At 41.9% G+C, this 16,740-nt stretch carries 14 protein-coding genes; 13 read left to right on the forward strand and 1 reads right to left on the reverse strand.

Annotated elements, in window-relative coordinates; translation table 11 throughout:
- Positions 1-12: 12 nt before the first annotated feature.
- The 11 genes from ACP14V_RS05990 (at position 13) to trxB (ending at position 11,237) form a co-directional block, all read left to right on the forward strand.
- On the forward strand, positions 13-2,220 hold the full coding sequence (locus ACP14V_RS05990) for a xanthine dehydrogenase family protein molybdopterin-binding subunit (RefSeq protein ID WP_272609760.1): 2,208 nt from the start codon (positions 13-15) through the stop codon (positions 2,218-2,220).
- Positions 2,221-2,645: 425 nt separating this feature from the next.
- A complete protein-coding gene (locus ACP14V_RS05995) occupies positions 2,646-4,100 on the forward strand; it encodes an arginine decarboxylase (protein ID WP_136566057.1) in 1,455 nt (484 codons plus the stop codon).
- Between the two features lie 19 nt (positions 4,101-4,119).
- Positions 4,120-5,058 (forward strand): agmatinase, encoded by a 939-nt coding sequence (gene speB / locus ACP14V_RS06000; protein WP_272609761.1) that lies wholly within the window; start codon positions 4,120-4,122, stop codon positions 5,056-5,058.
- Positions 5,051-6,025, forward strand: coding sequence for a deoxyhypusine synthase family protein (locus ACP14V_RS06005; RefSeq protein ID WP_136566059.1), 975 nt, complete (start codon positions 5,051-5,053; stop codon positions 6,023-6,025). Before speB ends, ACP14V_RS06005 begins: the two co-directional genes overlap by 8 nt.
- A gap of 26 nt (positions 6,026-6,051) precedes the next feature.
- Complete coding sequence (locus tag ACP14V_RS06010) at positions 6,052-6,336, forward strand: hypothetical protein (RefSeq protein WP_136566310.1); 285 nt, start codon at positions 6,052-6,054, stop codon at positions 6,334-6,336.
- A gap of 54 nt (positions 6,337-6,390) precedes the next feature.
- Entirely contained in the window at positions 6,391-6,696 is a 306-nt protein-coding gene (locus tag ACP14V_RS06015; protein ID WP_272609762.1) for a hypothetical protein, read from the forward strand.
- Positions 6,697-6,742: 46 nt separating this feature from the next.
- The gene (locus tag ACP14V_RS06020) at positions 6,743-7,195 is read left to right on the forward strand and encodes an NUDIX hydrolase (protein ID WP_272609763.1); all 453 of its coding nucleotides are present in this window, start codon (positions 6,743-6,745) and stop codon (positions 7,193-7,195) included.
- Positions 7,161-7,574: a VOC family protein gene (locus ACP14V_RS06025; protein ID WP_136566062.1), complete on the forward strand. Its 414-nt coding sequence runs from the start codon at positions 7,161-7,163 to the stop codon at positions 7,572-7,574. Before ACP14V_RS06020 ends, ACP14V_RS06025 begins: the two co-directional genes overlap by 35 nt.
- Positions 7,575-8,360: an RMD1 family protein gene (locus tag ACP14V_RS06030; RefSeq protein WP_272609764.1), complete on the forward strand. Its 786-nt coding sequence runs from the start codon at positions 7,575-7,577 to the stop codon at positions 8,358-8,360.
- A gap of 9 nt (positions 8,361-8,369) precedes the next feature.
- Positions 8,370-9,743 (forward strand): 30S ribosomal protein S6--L-glutamate ligase, encoded by a 1,374-nt coding sequence (gene rimK, locus ACP14V_RS06035; RefSeq protein WP_272610295.1) that lies wholly within the window; start codon positions 8,370-8,372, stop codon positions 9,741-9,743.
- A gap of 525 nt (positions 9,744-10,268) precedes the next feature.
- Entirely contained in the window at positions 10,269-11,237 is a 969-nt protein-coding gene (gene trxB / locus ACP14V_RS06040) for a thioredoxin-disulfide reductase (protein WP_272609765.1), read from the forward strand.
- A gap of 78 nt (positions 11,238-11,315) precedes the next feature.
- On the opposite strand, the gene ACP14V_RS06045 is transcribed toward trxB, so the two are convergent.
- Positions 11,316-11,765, reverse strand: coding sequence for a hypothetical protein (locus ACP14V_RS06045; protein ID WP_136566066.1), 450 nt, complete (start codon positions 11,763-11,765; stop codon positions 11,316-11,318).
- Positions 11,766-12,051: 286 nt separating this feature from the next.
- Between ACP14V_RS06045 and ACP14V_RS06050 the strand changes: the two genes are divergently transcribed.
- Positions 12,052-15,171: a SusC/RagA family TonB-linked outer membrane protein gene (locus tag ACP14V_RS06050; RefSeq protein WP_272609766.1), complete on the forward strand. Its 3,120-nt coding sequence runs from the start codon at positions 12,052-12,054 to the stop codon at positions 15,169-15,171.
- Between the two features lie 9 nt (positions 15,172-15,180).
- Positions 15,181-16,668 (forward strand): SusD/RagB family nutrient-binding outer membrane lipoprotein, encoded by a 1,488-nt coding sequence (locus ACP14V_RS06055; RefSeq protein ID WP_272609767.1) that lies wholly within the window; start codon positions 15,181-15,183, stop codon positions 16,666-16,668.
- The last annotated feature ends 72 nt before the right edge of the window (positions 16,669-16,740 follow it).

The following is a 16,740-nucleotide window of genomic DNA, read 5'->3' on the forward strand; positions in this document are numbered from 1 at the left end:
AAAATTAAGACCATGACACTCATAAAGACAAAAATAGGAAGACGATCATTCATCAGAAATACTGGTTTGGCCAGTGGCGGACTTGTTTTAGGCTTCAATTGGTTGGCATCCTGCAAAATGACTCCTGAACAAGTCAACACCATGCCTAAAGAATGGTTTGAACTCAATGGATTTCTCAAAGTCGGCGATAATGGTATGGTGACAATCATGTCGCCCAATCCAGAAATAGGTCAAAATGTAAAGACGGCCATGCCCATGATCGTGGCTGAAGAATTGGATGTTGCATGGAAAGATGTTATTGTTGAGCAGGCCCCATTGAACACCGATATTTTCACAAGACAATTGGCAGGAGGGAGCCAATCCATTCGTCAAGGATGGGAGAGCCTTCGTATGACAGGGGCCACGGCCCGCCAAATGTTGAAAGAGGCAGCTGCCCAGACTTGGCAAGTTCCCGTGGATGAAATCACCACAAGTGAAGGAAGGCTTCATCATGCTGCCAGCGGTAATTCTGCAGGATATGGTGAAATGGCGTCCATCGCCGCAGGGCTGGAGGTTCCTGAAGAAGTATTGTTGAAAGAAACGGGTGAATTCAAGATTATAGGTACAGACCGAAAGAATGTGGACGGCCCCAAGATTGTGACGGGCAAACCTTTATTCGGTTTGGATATACAACGGGAAGGTATGCTCATCGCCATGATTGTGCACCCTCCCGCATTTGGAATGAAATATAAGTCCATGGATGCCACGGCGGCCATGGCTATGCCCGGGATCAAGGATGTGTTTCCGGTAGTGGTCTATCCGGAAGATGCTGAAAAACAATGGTCGGACGGAGGAGCCATTGCGGAACAAGTGGCCATAGTTGGGAATAGTACTTGGGAATGTATGCAGGCCAAAAAAGCTTTGGAGATAGAATGGGAAGAAGCCTCTACGCTAGAAAGTAGTGTGTACCATGATGAAGCTCTATCGAGTTTGTTGAATACGGCTCCAAAAGAAGCAGCGCGAAAAGATGGGGATGTAGAAAAAGCATTTAAAAGTGCTGCCAAGATTGTGGAAAGTGTCTATACGGCACCCTTTTTGGCACATAACACCATGGAGCCCATGAATTTCTTTGCCCATGTAACCCCAGAAAAAGCGGAGCTTTTGGGCCCCATTCAAACCCCAGAGTTCTTGGAAAAGACCTTGGTGTCCGTATTGGGAATGCCCGCGGAGAAAATCGATATCATGATGACCCGAATGGGTGGGGGATTTGGCCGCCGCCTATACGGAACATTTGCAGTGGAAGCCGCTGTGATTTCCCAAAGAATGCAGGCCCCCATTAAATTGGTATATTCACGTGAAGATGATATGACCCAAGGGACGTATCGACCTTCTTATAAAGTACGGTACAAAGCTGGTTTGGATGACCAAGGCAATTTGATAGCTTGGCATGTGCGGGGTGTGGGAACCAATGACGACTTAATTTTTGAAAACCGTTTTCCAGCTGGGGCCGTGGATAACTATTTGGCCGAGAAGCATAGCTTGCAGACCAATGTTACCACAGGAGCATGGAGAGCACCACGCTCCAACTTTATTGCTGGAGCAGAGCAAGCTTTCATGGATGAAGTGGCCGAGGCAGCAGGAAAAGACCCCATTGCCTTCCGGTTGGAACTTTTTGAAAGGGCCAAGAACAACCCAGTTGGCAATCCCGAGAACAATGATTATGACCCAGAACGTTATGCTGGTGTTTTGAAATTGGTTCAAGAAAAATCGGGATGGACAGACGGGGCGAATAGTGGTAAATCAAGAGGTGTTTCTGCTTATTATTGTCACAATTCGTATGTGGCGCAAGTTATGGATTTGACCATGGATGGGGATAGGCCCAATATCGATAAGGTGTGGTGTGCAGTAGATTGTGGTATTGTAATCAATCCATTGAGTGCCAAAAACCAGATTGAAGGAGGAATTGTAGATGGTATAGGACATGCTACTTATAGCGCATTGAGCTTTAGTAATGGCCAAACGGACCAAAAGAATTTTGACACCTATCGTTTGATTCGGAATATGGAAGCTCCCAAGGAAATAGAGAGCTTTTTTGTGGATAATGGCATAGATCCAACCGGATTGGGTGAGCCGTCATTGCCACCCATTATGGGAGCTTTGGCCAATGCCCTGTACCGCGCAACGGGTAGGAGGCATTACCATCAGCCTTTCATAAATGATAAACCTCCTTTGGTGGGGTGATAAGCGGTACTTTTTTTGAGACCATTTAAGGGTATTGTAATCTATGGGAAAGGAGTTTTTGACTTCAATATACTGAATATCAATACGGTATAGGGTCTAAAATTTTTTTATCAAAAAAGTTGTTGTATTCATTTTTTGTTTATGTTTGACCCATGAATGAGCCCCAATAATGGGACGCATTGCCTATACTTTGAAAGCTTTTTTCATGTTCGGGCTTTTGGGAATAAGGAAGTCTACCCAAAAAGCCGTCTTAGGGATAAGACACCGAATCTTAGGGCTGACTTCCGAAGTACACTCCGTAATCCGTGATTTCTCACGGAAACCTTTCTTTGTGGCCTATACTGTATTTGAATTTCGCATCTGAGAACAAGTTCGCCTCCCATCGAATTACTTTTATTTATAATTTTTAGCAACGCGAAAAGCAAATGAAAACAAAATACATCGACTTGATCGAGCAGACTTATGATTTCCCCCAAGAGGAATTCCAATTGGAGGACAACAAATTACAATTCCATGGTATTGACCTATATGATTTGGTACAGCGCTATGGGGCTCCCTTGAAATTCACCTATTTGCCCAAGATTTCCGATAACATACAACGGGCAAAACAATGGTTTGGCGAAGCTATGGAGAAACATGCTTACAAGGGAAAGTATCATTACTGTTATTGTACCAAAAGTTCCCATTTTGAGCATGTGCTTAATGAGGCTCTTAAAAATGATATCCATATAGAGACTTCTTCAGCCTTTGATATTGATATTGTGGAGCATTTGAAGAAGAGTGGGAAGATATCCAAGAACACCTATGTACTCTGCAATGGGTTTAAAAGGGATCAATATATCCAGAACATTGCGCGATTGATCAATAACGGACATAAGAACTGTATTCCGGTCATTGATAATTATGAGGAGTTGGAGCTCTTGGGTGAATCCATTGAAGATAATTTTAAGGTGGGTATCCGTATTGCTTCCGAAGAGGAACCAAAATTTGAGTTTTACACCTCTAGATTGGGCATTGGGTACAAGAACATTGTTCCTTTTTACAATCAATCCATAAAAGGCAATCCCAAAGTTGAACTGAAGATGTTGCACTTCTTTATCAATACAGGGATAAGGGATACCGCATATTACTGGAACGAACTACTGAAATGCTTAAAAGTTTATGTAAGCCTTAAAAAGGTTTGCCCTACGTTGGACAGCCTTAACATTGGCGGCGGATTTCCAATAAAGAATTCTTTGGCTTTTGAATATGACTATGCCTATATGGTGGATGAAATTATTCATCAAATAAAACAAGCGTGCGACGAAGCCGGAGTGGATGTCCCCAATATTTTTACCGAGTTTGGTAGTTTTACCGTTGGTGAAAGTGGAGGAACCATCTATGAAGTGTTGTATCAAAAGCAACAGAATGATAGAGAAAAATGGAACATGATCAACTCTTCGTTCATCACCACCATGCCAGATTCATGGGCCATAAGCAAGCGCTTTATAATGTTGGCCATTAACCGTTGGAACGAGGAATATGAGCGAATCCTGTTGGGAGGGCTTACCTGTGATAGCGATGACTATTACAACTCTGAACAGCACATGAACGCCATTTATTTGCCCAAGTACAGAAAGGACAAACCCCTATATATTGGATTTTTCAATACAGGGGCTTACCAAGAGACCATTGGTGGTTTTGGTGGATTGCAGCATTGCCTAATCCCACATCCCAAACACATATTGATCAATAGGGACGGGGAAGGGAACATTGAAACTTCTGTATTTGCGGAACAACAGACAGCGCAGGAGTTCCTGTCCATTTTGGGTTACGGGGCCGTAAAGCGACAAGAAGCAGTCATTAACACAAAAAAAGTGCTGGAATCCAGCAAAAACTGAATACGAATAATTAACTAAAATGAATACGAATAAAACGTATGCCGGTATTCCAAAGGAATACGGATCGGCCGAAAAGGCCAAAGTGGTATTGTTACCCGTTCCCTACGATGGTACCAGTACATGGGGAAAAGGTTCGGACAAAGGACCAGAAGCCTTTTTGGATGCTTCAGAGAATATGGAGCTGTACGATATTGAAACGGATAGCGAAGTCTATAAAGTAGGAATTTATCTGTCTGAACCCATTTTGGATTTTGAAACGCCCGATATCATGGTCAGTACAGTGCACAAAACCGTCAAGGAGTACATCAAACGAAACAAATTGGTGACCCTATTTGGGGGTGAGCACTCCATATCTATTGGGGCAATCAGGGCTTTTAACGAGTCTTTTGAAGACTTGACCGTTCTGCAAATTGATGCCCATGCCGATTTACGGAAAGAATATATGGGTACCAAGTACAATCATGCCTGTGCCCTTTATGAAGCCAATGAGACCACAAACCTCATTCAGGTGGGTATACGCAGCATGGATCATGCAGAGACTTTGGTCATGGATAGGGACAAGGTGTTCTTTGCCCATGAAATGGTAACCGATGATTTTTGGATGGACAGTGCTTTGGATTTGATGACAGACAATGTATACATCACTTTTGATTTGGATGCGTTCGACCCTTCCATTTTACCATCAACAGGAACACCTGAACCAGGTGGATTGTTCTGGTATGAGACCTTGGATTTCTTGAAAAGGGTGTTCGAGGAAAAGAATGTAGTTGGTTTTGATATTGTTGAACTCTGCCCAAACGAGGTGGACCGTTCCTCTGATTTTTTGGCCGCAAAGCTGTACTACAAAATGTTGAGTTATAAATTTTTAAAGAAAAACGATTACGTTGAGGAAGGTTTTTCAAAAACTGAAGAAGGTTTTAAAAAATCACCCAATGCAACAGACGATTACGATGAATAACAAAGGAGAAATATCACAATTCATTCAAAAATACTTCCTTCACTTTAATGCTGCCTCCTTGGTAGATGCTGCAAAAGGATACGAAGCACAATTGGATCAAGGTTCCAAAATGTTGGTATCCTTGGCGGGTGCCATGAGTACCGCCGAGTTGGGAAAGATTTTTGCCGAAATCATAAGACAGGATAAAGTTCATATTGTTTCGTGTACTGGGGCAAACTTGGAAGAAGACCTCATGAACCTTGTGGCGCATTCCCATTACAAGAGAATCCCAAATTATAGGGATCTTACGCCACAAGAAGAATGGGATCTTTTGGAAAAAGGATTGAACCGGGTAACCGACACCTGTATCCCAGAGGAAGAAGCTTTTAGAAGACTTCAAAAGCATATATTTAAGTTGTGGAAGAAAGCAGAGGAGGAAGGAAAAAGATATTTTCCCCACGAGTATATGTACCAATTGCTGTTATCTGGCGTTTTGGAAGAATACTATGAGATTGACATAAAGGACTCCTGGATGTATGCTGCAGCACAAAAAAACTTGCCCATTGTGGTCCCTGGTTGGGAAGATAGCACCATGGGGAACATTTTTGCCAGCTATGTAATCAAAGGAGAGTTAAAGGCCAGTACAGTAAAATCGGGCATAGAATACATGACCTTTTTGGCTGATTGGTATCAGAAAAATTCAGACAACGGCATAGGCTTTTTCCAAATAGGTGGTGGTATTGCAGGGGATTTCCCTATTTGTGTGGTTCCTATGTTGTATCAGGATTTGGAACAGACCGAAATCCCTTTTTGGAGCTATTTCTGCCAGATCAGTGATTCAACCACAAGCTATGGTTCCTATTCAGGAGCTGTGCCCAATGAAAAAATCACCTGGGGTAAATTGGACATTGATACTCCAAAGTATATTATAGAATCGGATGCTACTATTGTGGCGCCATTGATTTTTGCCTACCTTTTAAATATGTAATGATGAAAAACAGGCAAACCTTAGGATTGAAACGGGTAATAGTGGATTATAAAAAGCTTAATCGACATGTACTCGACCTTTTGGTAGAAAAATATCCAGATGGGTATGATGATAGGGATATTGTCACCTACCGAAATGCAGATAATGAAATTGTGGAATGCATCGAGGTCAGAACCGAGGATACCGCTTATTTGGTTAAAGTGAGCAAGCGTTTGGTGATGGCCATGGAAGACCACGAAGAATCTGATAACGACAGCGATGAAGAAACATCCCTGGACACGGATGGGTTGGAGACCTCTGAAGAAGAGTGACCATCCAACAAAAAGGTCCAAACAATTAGTACAGACCATTAATTTTTTTAGAGTATGAAAACAATCTTTTTCATGTTCTTGTCCTTAACGGCCTTAATGGGAAAACCTACCATTCAAGATTCTGTGGTAGAGGCAACCTTTAACGGTTACGTGGACGAAATGTATGAGTTCACCGATGCGGACGGGTCTACTTATGGATTTGCGGAGATTGAAGCCTCTGCTGCCCAAAAGTATGATTTGGATTCAACCGATTTAGTGGGGAAATTATTTAGGGTTACCTACAAAATGGATACTGCAGTCGATGAAGAAGACGAAGAATATGACATTTATGTCATAGTGGATTTAAAAGTATTGGAATAATCAGATAAGGGCAGATACGCTCTGCCCTTATATTTTATGCCCAGATATGAAAAAAGTGGTCAAATCAAGGTTGGTAGCCATCAACAAGGATAAGGTTTTAGTATTGAAAAAGGTGGAAAAACCATTGCGATACACCTTGCCAGGAGGGGTGAAGAAAAAAAAGGAGACTGAAGAGGAGACCCTGATAAGGGAAGTAGGAGAGGAGATTAAGTTGAAATTGGTTTCAGGGCAGGTTAAGTTCTTTCTTTCCCATATCAAAAAAAGAAAAGAAGAAACGGTCATTAAAAACTATTTCCTGATCCAATTGGAACCCACATCCATCAAAGTGAAGGAAAAGCACAAGTTTGCGGCAGCTCATTGGATGGATTGGAAGGAAGTACTACCGTTCATGGATAAATCGGACAGATTGGCCGTTCGATCTTATTTTAAAAGTTTTAATAGAAAAGTAAAGAAAAAGAAAAATAATGGACATCAAGTTTCATCTCGCCTTGCCATGTAAGAACATAGCGGAGACCAAAGCCTTTTACCAAGAAGTGGTACAGGCCAATTTGGGAAGACAGACTGAAAAATGGTTGGATGTTGACCTTTTTGGCCATCAATTGACCTTTACCGAATCAGGAAGCTTTAATTTTGATTTTAAGAACTATCGGTTGGATGATTATGTATTGCCATCGTTTCATTTTGGCGTCATTGTTCCTGTGGATGTTTGGGGAGAACTGTATTCAAGGCTTTTCCAAATGGACTTGGAGATTACCACAGAGGCCACCTTTATGCAGAATAGGACAGGAGAACACCTTTCCTTTTTTGTACAAGATCCCAATGGTTACATGGTAGAGTTCAAAAGCTTCAAGAATCCCGAGGAGATTTTTTCAATATAAATGAAAACAAGGGCCATAGCCCAGCACTTGGCTGGAAGTATAGACATTTCTGGGTGTAGACAGGCATTTAACGGAGAATTGGTATTTGGTGATCGCGATGAACTTTTCTATTCCAATAACGAGGGCTATCTGTACATATTTAAATATGGCATAGTGGCTTTTCTTGGATATGATGACACGGCGATAACCCAAGTTTTGGAAAAATTGCGACCTTTCTGTCTGGAATGGCGAAAACCCGAATTGACGGAAGAAATAGAAGTGGAGCTTGTGGCTGGGCAAGTACAGCCCAAAGTAGGGAACAATACGGTTACTCTGCCCGAATCCAACATCGAGGCCATGCGTCTTACCTTACTACATCTGTCGCAATCCGTGGCACTGGATTATTTCTCTGGACTTTCTGAACAGATCATGAAAGAGACCCGTGAACATACCACCCATTTGGAGTGCTTTGGAAAACTGGATTTGGGAGGTAAGAAACTAAAAAGACATATCGGAAGGGTGTTGAACATCAACAACCAAATATCTGAAAATTTATACATATTTGATTCCCATGAGGTTACTTGGGAAGACGAGGCTTTGGACCGATTGGACAAGAGTCTAAAACAAACCTTCGATTTAAAGGAAAGATACAGAACCATAAAGGAACAAGGGTATATTATAAAAGAAAATTTAAGTTTGTTCAAGGACATAATGGATCATAGGGAAAGTAGTAGACTGGAATGGATTATCATTATTTTGATTCTGGTTGAGGTAATGGACCTTTTCATTATGCGATTGATCAGTTAACCATATACAATTTTGGACGAAACAAGGATATTGGGCAGCGAGGAATGGTGCCGATTGGAAGACATGGGGATACCGGCCATAAAGGCAAGGGTGGATTCTGGCGCGAAGACGTCATCCATTCAGGCCAATAAGGTCAAAATTTTTACAAAAGGATTGGAGGATTGGGTGCGATTTGAAGTAAACCCCTTGCAGGACAATCGCAGTATATCAATTTTATGCCAAGCTAAATTGTACGATGTACGTAGCGTAAAAAGTTCCCAGGGAATTTCGGAGGAGAGACCTGTAATAAAAACCCCGGTAACCATTGGGGAGCATACATTTGAGATAGAACTCACGCTGGCAAATAGGGATACCATGGAGTATCGAATGCTTTTGGGGCGTGAGGCCATCAATGAACGTTATCTGGTTGATCCTTCAAAAAGTTTTGGGCAGGGCAATGTCTCCCAAGAAGAAATTTCCAAAAAATATAAGCCCTACATGACTGAAAAATCAGGGCTCACCCTTGGTCTTCTGGCCAGTAATCCGGAATTGTACAGCAATAAAAGAATTGTTGAAGCAGGTGAGCTTCGTGGTCATAAGGTGGTTTTTCTGAACGTGGAGAACGTTTACATGAAATTGGATGCAGGATCTCCCGAAATCAGATATAGAGGTGGAAATATCTTGGACAAATTTGATGCGGTGATACCACGAATCAAACCTTCGGTAACTTTTTATGGTTGTGCCCTTCTGCGGCAATTTGATACGCTTGGTGTATACTGTCTCAATGCTGCAGATGCCATAAGCAAGTCCAGGGACAAACTATTTGCATCACAATTGTTTTCCAAGAACGATATCCATATTCCCATTACTGGTTTTGCCAAATCTCCCATGGATACAAAAGATCTTATCCGCATGGTCAATGGTTCCCCACTGATCATTAAATTATTGGAGAGTACTCAGGGAAAAGGAGTGGTGTTGGCTGAAACCAATAAGGCCGCAGAAAGTGTTATCAATGCTTTTAAGAGTGTACAGACCAACATTTTGGTCCAAGAGTTTATCAAGGAAGCCAATGGGCAGGACATCCGCTGTTTTGTGGTAAATGGTAAAGTAGTGGCCTCCATGCAGCGCCAGGCCCAAAAAGGAGAGTTCAGGGCCAACATTCATCAAGGAGGTGCTGCATCCTTGATTAAAATAACCCCTGAAGAGCGTAAATTGGCTATTAAGTCTGCTAAAGTACTCAACTTGGATGTGGCAGGAGTGGATATTATCCGGTCCAATAGGGGACCATTGCTCTTGGAGGTAAACTCCTCCCCAGGATTGGAAGGTATTGAAAATGCTACGGGCATGGACATTGCCAACGTAATGATCGAGACCATCGAAAAAAAACTAAAATACTCCCACTAGCCTTTAAAGATTGAAAACAAGTTTTTTGTAGGAAATTTCCTTTTAGAACTTTGTTTTACACCCTTTTTTTTAAATATGAATTCAAATGGGCCATTCGTGAACGCAAATGGCCCATTGGTTAATTCCCCTTCATTAAAAAAAATAATACGACCTAAGTTTACCCCATCAAAAATAACCTCCCAATAGGATGGGGTATTTGTAGGGTACTTATAGTGTTCTTTACCTAGTTCTAGTTCTTAAGAGGTTTCCGTTACGCCAGGGGGTTTTTGAGGTTGAGCCTCTTGGTTGTAACGGTTTTTATGAAACTGGGCAGATTTGCCATTCATGGATTTAATCTACTTATTGCAAAGAGAGCCGCTCCCAACGGCTCTCTTTTATTTTGGTCCCCAATGGAAAGATTTTGGCCTTTTCTAGAAATGTTCACATCTTTTTAATAAAACCGCAGGGGATAACCAATTACCGCTTTGTAAGTTTCTGTACAAAAAACCTACTTTTGTAACATACAATTTAGAGGAAGATTTTGTTATGTCAGAACAACTGGAAAGAGTAAAAACATTGATTATTGGGTCTGGACCTGCGGGCTATACCGCTGCAATATATGCTGCTAGAGCCGATTTAAGACCTGTACTGTACACTGGAATGGAGCCTGGAGGTCAATTGACCACTACTACCGAGGTAGATAATTTTCCCGGATATCCCGAAGGGATAGACGGCCCCACTATGATGGTGCAGTTACAACAACAGGCAGAACGTTTTGGAACCGATGTAAGAATCGGGATGATAACTGCCGTGGATTTAAGCGATGAAGTAGGTGGAATACATAAAGTCACGGTGGATGACTCCAAAATTGTGGAAGCCGAAACTATCATTATTTCTACCGGAGCAACGGCAAAATATCTGAACATTCCAAGTGAACAACGCCTAAGAGGTGGAGGAGTGTCTGCTTGTGCCGTTTGTGATGGATTCTTTTATAAAGGCCAAGAAGTAGCCATAGTGGGTGGTGGTGACACTGCCGCTGAGGAAGCTTCATACCTTGCCAATATCTGTAAAAAGGTGACCATGCTTGTCCGAAAGGATGAAATGAGAGCCTCCAAAGCCATGCAGCATAGGGTAAACAGTTTGGAGAACATCGAAATACGATACAATACAGAAGTAGATGAAGTAATAGGTGATCAAGTGGTAGAAGGCCTAAGAATGGTAAATAATCAAACAGGGGAAAAAGAGGAAATCGCCATTACAGGACTTTTTATTGCTATAGGACATAAACCAAACACTGACATTTTTAAAGGACAGTTGGAAATGGACGAAACAGGGTATCTTATTACGCAAGCCAAATCTACCAAGACCAGCAGACCCGGTGTTTTTGCTAGTGGAGATGCCCAAGACAAGATTTACAGACAAGCCATTACGGCTGCAGGAACTGGATGTATGGCCGCTTTGGATGCCGAGCGTTATCTGGCAATGGTTGAAAGCAAGGAGACCGTGACACCATAAAGGTTTAGGAAATATACGCTATGAGAACAAAAAAAGGCACTGGAATTCCAGTGCCTTTTTGGTGCGTTACATGTTGAGTCAATCAATTCGAACGTAATTTTCAGAAAAAGTTCTGTTTCCTTCTTCATCAAAACTAATTTGGCTATACGTACGTTCTGTGATGTCCAGTTCAAATCGGAAAACCCGAAGGGTATCCAGCGCACTCATCATGGATGAAGAGGCATATTCCAGTGTTTCAATCAAGGAATCCGGCGTAACCTTATATTGGCCATATCCAAACCACTCAACCGAATCTTGTGGCACATAGCGTGTCCACATGACCTTACCGTTATAGTACATCTTTACTTGCCGGTATCCGTCCGCTTTAGGCACGGTATCCGAAATGTTTACACCATCATCATAGCTATAAAAGCTTTGTAGTTCCCAAGTTCCCTCAATGGAATGCATTGTTTCAGGTTTTGGAGGTGCGTACCATGCTGTGGAAATAAAAATGAACACCAAAAAAACCAATCCAAGTATTTTTTTCATGACAGGTGTGTTTATGTTATCAATTGTTAATCCTTAATAAGATACGATAAAAACTAATGAATCCGTAAAAAAGGAATTAAAAAATTAACAGGTTGTTGATCCAAGTATTTTAATGATCTTTTGCAGAAGAAAATGAAAATCAAAAAAATATTGTGGTTTCCTATTTTTTTTGAATATTGTGCACTCTCCTTGTCATTTTTTTACAAATACAACATTTTTAACGGCAATTGTTTGATTATTGAATTTTTTTATCAATATTCATCAAAAAATAACATAAAACTAAAGAATGAAGAACGTTTATCTCATTTTGATGGGTTTGTTTATGGGGCTTACGACCTATGGACAGACCATTACAGGAACGGTGACTGATTCATCGGGTCAACCCTTACCAGGTGTCACGATTGTTGTTCAAGGAACAACAAATGGTACCACAACAGATTTTGATGGAAATTTTTCCATTGTCGCTTCTAGCGGACAAGTACTACAGTTTTCGTATTTGGGCATGCAGACCAAAGATGTAACCGTAGGTTCGCAAACCAGGCTCAATGTGGTCATGGAGGAAGATTCAACACAATTGGATGAAGTGGTGGTCACCGCTTTTGGTGTTGAACAAAAGCAAAAATCCTTAGGATATTCAGTTACCAAAGTAAGTGCTGAGGATGTTAATCTTGTGGGCCAAGCCAACCCTATAGAAACCTTACAGGGTAGAATTGCGGGTGTACAGATCAACCGAACCTCGGGTAGTTCCGGTGGTGGTGTTGATATTTTGATTCGGGGGGTTACTTCCATTGACCCTTCACGGGGGAACCAACCTTTGATCATTGTTGATGGTCTTGCCCTTAACAATGATACCTTTGCCGGTGAGGTTAGGCCAAGTGCAGGTTCCAACTCTCCCAATAGTTCAGAGCAATTTGCTTTTTCCAATAGGGCAGGAGACCTAAACCCGGAGGATATTGAAAGCTTTAACGTATTAAAGGGAGCGGCGGCAACCGCACTTTATGGGGTAAGGGCTTCCAACGGAGCTATCATTATCACCACAAAAAAAGGAAAACTAGGCAAGCCTAAGATCAATTTGACAGCCTCTACTTCGTTCAGAAATGTTAGAACCACACCACCTTTACAAACTACGTACAGGGAAGGTTTTGGTGGTGCACCAAGAACATTGTACGACCCAGATTCTGAAACAGGCTTCAACAGGGTTCAAAATTCCACATCTTTTTATTCATGGGGTCCTGAATATTCGTTGGATTCGTACGACTTGGGGGATGGAAACATCGTTGATTTGTCCAACGACCGGTTTTACAGCCCTTATGACATCTTTAGAACGGGTTTTAACACCCAACTTAACTTAAACCTTAGTGGGGCAGGAGAGCGAATAAATTATTACTTCTCGGTTGGAAACAACAGCGAACAGGGTGTGCTGCCCAATACAGACTATAAAAAGACCAATTTTAGGCTTAAGGCAGGCTATAAGGTAACGGATAATTTTAATATTGATGGTTCTGTTGCGTTTTCCAGCTCTGGAGGAAAAAGAGCCAATGGAGGTGATAAATCCGTGATGAGCGCCCTATCGTACTATTCTGGGACCTTTCCTATAAATGATTACAAGAACCCAGATGGAAGTGAACGTGATTATTCCTTTGGAATCATTGATAACCCAAGATATCTTATGGAAACCAGTAATCTTGAGGACGATGTAAGCCGCTGGATTGGTAACACTACCTTGACGTGGTCTCCTAAAGACTGGGTCACCTTTACCTATGCGGCACAGATTGACAACTATTCCGATGCACGAAACAGATATGTGGGACCAGATTTGGATGGAGGTTCTCAAGTAGGTGGATTTATCTTGGAACAGAACATTAATTTCACCGGATTGGAATCCAATTTCTTGGCAGCTTTCAATAAATCATGGTCAGATGATTTTACAACAGACTTGACTTTGGGGCATCAATTGTCAGATTCAAAACGCTCCTATCTTGAGGCTAGGGGAGAAGGATTGAACATTCCCGGATTGAATGAAATAGGCAATACCACCAACTTTTTTATAGATAAAAGAATTGTTCAGGAACGCGTTATGGGTGTTTTTGGGGAGCTTAAGTTGGGATACAAGGATAAACTATTCCTGTCCTTGACAGGAAGAAATGACTGGATTTCTACTTTACCTGTTGATAACCGATCGTTCTTTTATCCATCGGCAAGTTTGGCATATGACATCTCTGACCTGTTTGGTGATACCAATGTGTTTACCTTTGGTAAGCTAAGAGCTTCATGGGCTGAAGTAGGAAAAGGCCCAGGATTTGGCCAAGCAGGACAATATTTTGTGGTTGATGGCGACTTTCCTTTTGCAGGCGTAGGGGGTTACAGAAGAAGTACTCAAAGAGGCTTCGAAATTGTACCGGAAAAGAATCAATCGACCGAGTTTGGAGCGGACCTAAGGTTTATGGATAACCGTATCAGGTTAGATTACGCCTATTACAACTCCCGTGTCAAGGATCAAATATTTGGTGTGGGCGTGGCCAATTCTTCAGGGTATTCACAAATTTTCAGAAATGCAGGAGATTACAAGGTATTTGGACATGAACTTTTGATCAGTGCAGATATTATCAGAAACCAAGATCTTCGATGGGAACTTATCCTGAACTGGTCTACCAGCGAAGGAGAGGTGTTGGAAATACCTGACGATGTTGAATCCATCATCTTTGCCGATTCCGGTTTTGCAGGGGTCACTTCAGAAGTAAGGGAAGGAGATAAGATGGGTAATCTCTATGGATACAAATGGGTATATGAAAATGGAGAACGATATATAGACGCCAATGGCTATCCCGTAATCAATACAGATGAAAGGGTCATTGTGGGGAATGCGTTCCCAGATTTTATTTCTTCCATTGGTAGTAACCTAAAATGGAAAGGAATTGGTTTTAATGTCTTGTTGGAATACAAGAAAGGAGGAGACCTGTATGATGCCGGCCTAAGAAACTCCATTAGGAATGGTAATCCATTGAGCACACTTCAACGTGATGTCAATGTAGTTTTGGATGGTGTCATGGATGACGGAAATGGAGGGTTTGTACCGAATACCACCGAGGCCTTGATAGATGCCAACTACTACAGAAACTCCAATGCATACAACCGAGCTTCCGAAGTGTTGGTACAAGATGCCAGTTGGGTAAAACTGAGAAACGTGTCCTTGTCCTATGATATTCAAAGCAACCTTATCAAGAGTTTGAACATAGAAAAGGTAAGTGTTTCGGCAAGTGTAAATAACGTTTTGCTCTGGACGCCTTTTGATGGATATGACCCAGAAGGGAATCAATACAGCGCAGGCAGCAATGTATACGGCTTCACAGGGTTAAATATTCCGTTGAGTGAGAGCTATTCATTTGGTTTAAATATTGCATTTTAAAAAATGACTATGAAAAAAATAAGAATAAGTATAGAAAAGGTTTTTCTACTGTGCTCCCTCATGTTTGTGGCGGGATGTAGTGAAGATTATTTTGATGTGAACACCCCTTCCAATACAGCTACGGAGGAGGAATTGCGAATGCAAGACCTAATGGCTCCAGTAATGCACAGTACCATGGAGGGACAAAGATCTGCCGAACTTTCTTTTGGCAACTATGTGCAATATTTTGTGAACACAGGAGGAGGTGCCGCAGGGCAAACTTCGGCTTCGGGACTTTGGGAGCAGGTGTATCTTTATATTTTGCCCAATTTGCAAGTTATCAAAACTAAGGCCGAAGAAAATGGCTCAACCCATATCGATGCAATAGCAGACATCCTCACTGCGGTAAACATTGGTATCGCAACCGATACTTGGGACAATATTCCATATTCGGAAGCTGGGCAAGGTCCTGGAAACAATTTCCCAACGTTTGATACCCAAGAAGAAATCTATTCAGAGATCTTCGCATTGTTGGATGCTGCCATTGCTAAATTGGAAGCTGCGGACAACTCTGTTTTTAGCTTAGGCTCATCTGATTTAATTTATGGCGGGGACACTGACAAGTGGCTTAGGGCAGCCTATTCGCTCAAGGCAAGGTATCAATTGCATTTGGTGAACAAAGGAATTGTTTCGGCCAATGATGTGTTGGCGACCGTTGAAAATGGGTTTACCTCCAATGACGATAATTTTGCCATGTACTATGATGATAGAAATATAAATCCATGGTATTCTGAAGAGATCTTGGCCCGAAATACCGGTAACCTTAGCAAGGATATCGCCAGCCAATTGGTAAGCTCCATGAACGGAGAGTATTTTCCTTTCCAAGGCGGAATCGTAGAAATAGACCCCAGACTTCCTTTATTTGCTGAAAACAACGACGAGGCAGAGTATAAAGGCTATGTAAGTGGTGGTGGTGGAATTGCACCGGATGGTACGGATGCCAATACAGGTTTTAGGACTGATGGGTTTTATACCAGTGTGGACTCACCATTGATTTTGATCAGTTATGCTGAAGTTTTGTTCATAAAAGCAGAAGCTGCTTTCTTGGCCAATGGGGGCACCGAAACCAGTGTTGGTTCCAGTGCAACAGCCTATGCCGCTTATTTGGACGGTATTGCTGCCAGCATGGGAATGTATGATGTGGATGGCACTGATTATATGGCTGATGGAGCAATTGCTGTTGGAGAAGCAGGTTTGATGTTGAGCCACATAATGAAGGAAAAATACATCCATAACTTCTTGAATCCTGAAACTTTTGTGGATTATCGCAGGTACGATTTTTCGGATGATGTTTTCACGGGATTACAGATTAGAAGTGAAGAAGAAAGTGCGGACACAGAATTTCCCGGTCAATGGTTCAGGAGGGCAAATTATCCGGCCAGTGAACTTACCAGAAATGAAGCCAATGTTCTGGCCAACCAGCAAGATCCTGTAGATCCTGTTTGGTGGGATGAATAGACAACTATCTAGTTTCTAATAAAAAGGCCATCCGATCGGATGGCCTTTTACTTTTAAAGACTTAGCGGATAA

Origin of the sequence: Flagellimonas alvinocaridis, assembly GCF_965248585.1 — a bacterium.
GTDB lineage: Bacteria > Bacteroidota > Bacteroidia > Flavobacteriales > Flavobacteriaceae > Flagellimonas > Flagellimonas alvinocaridis.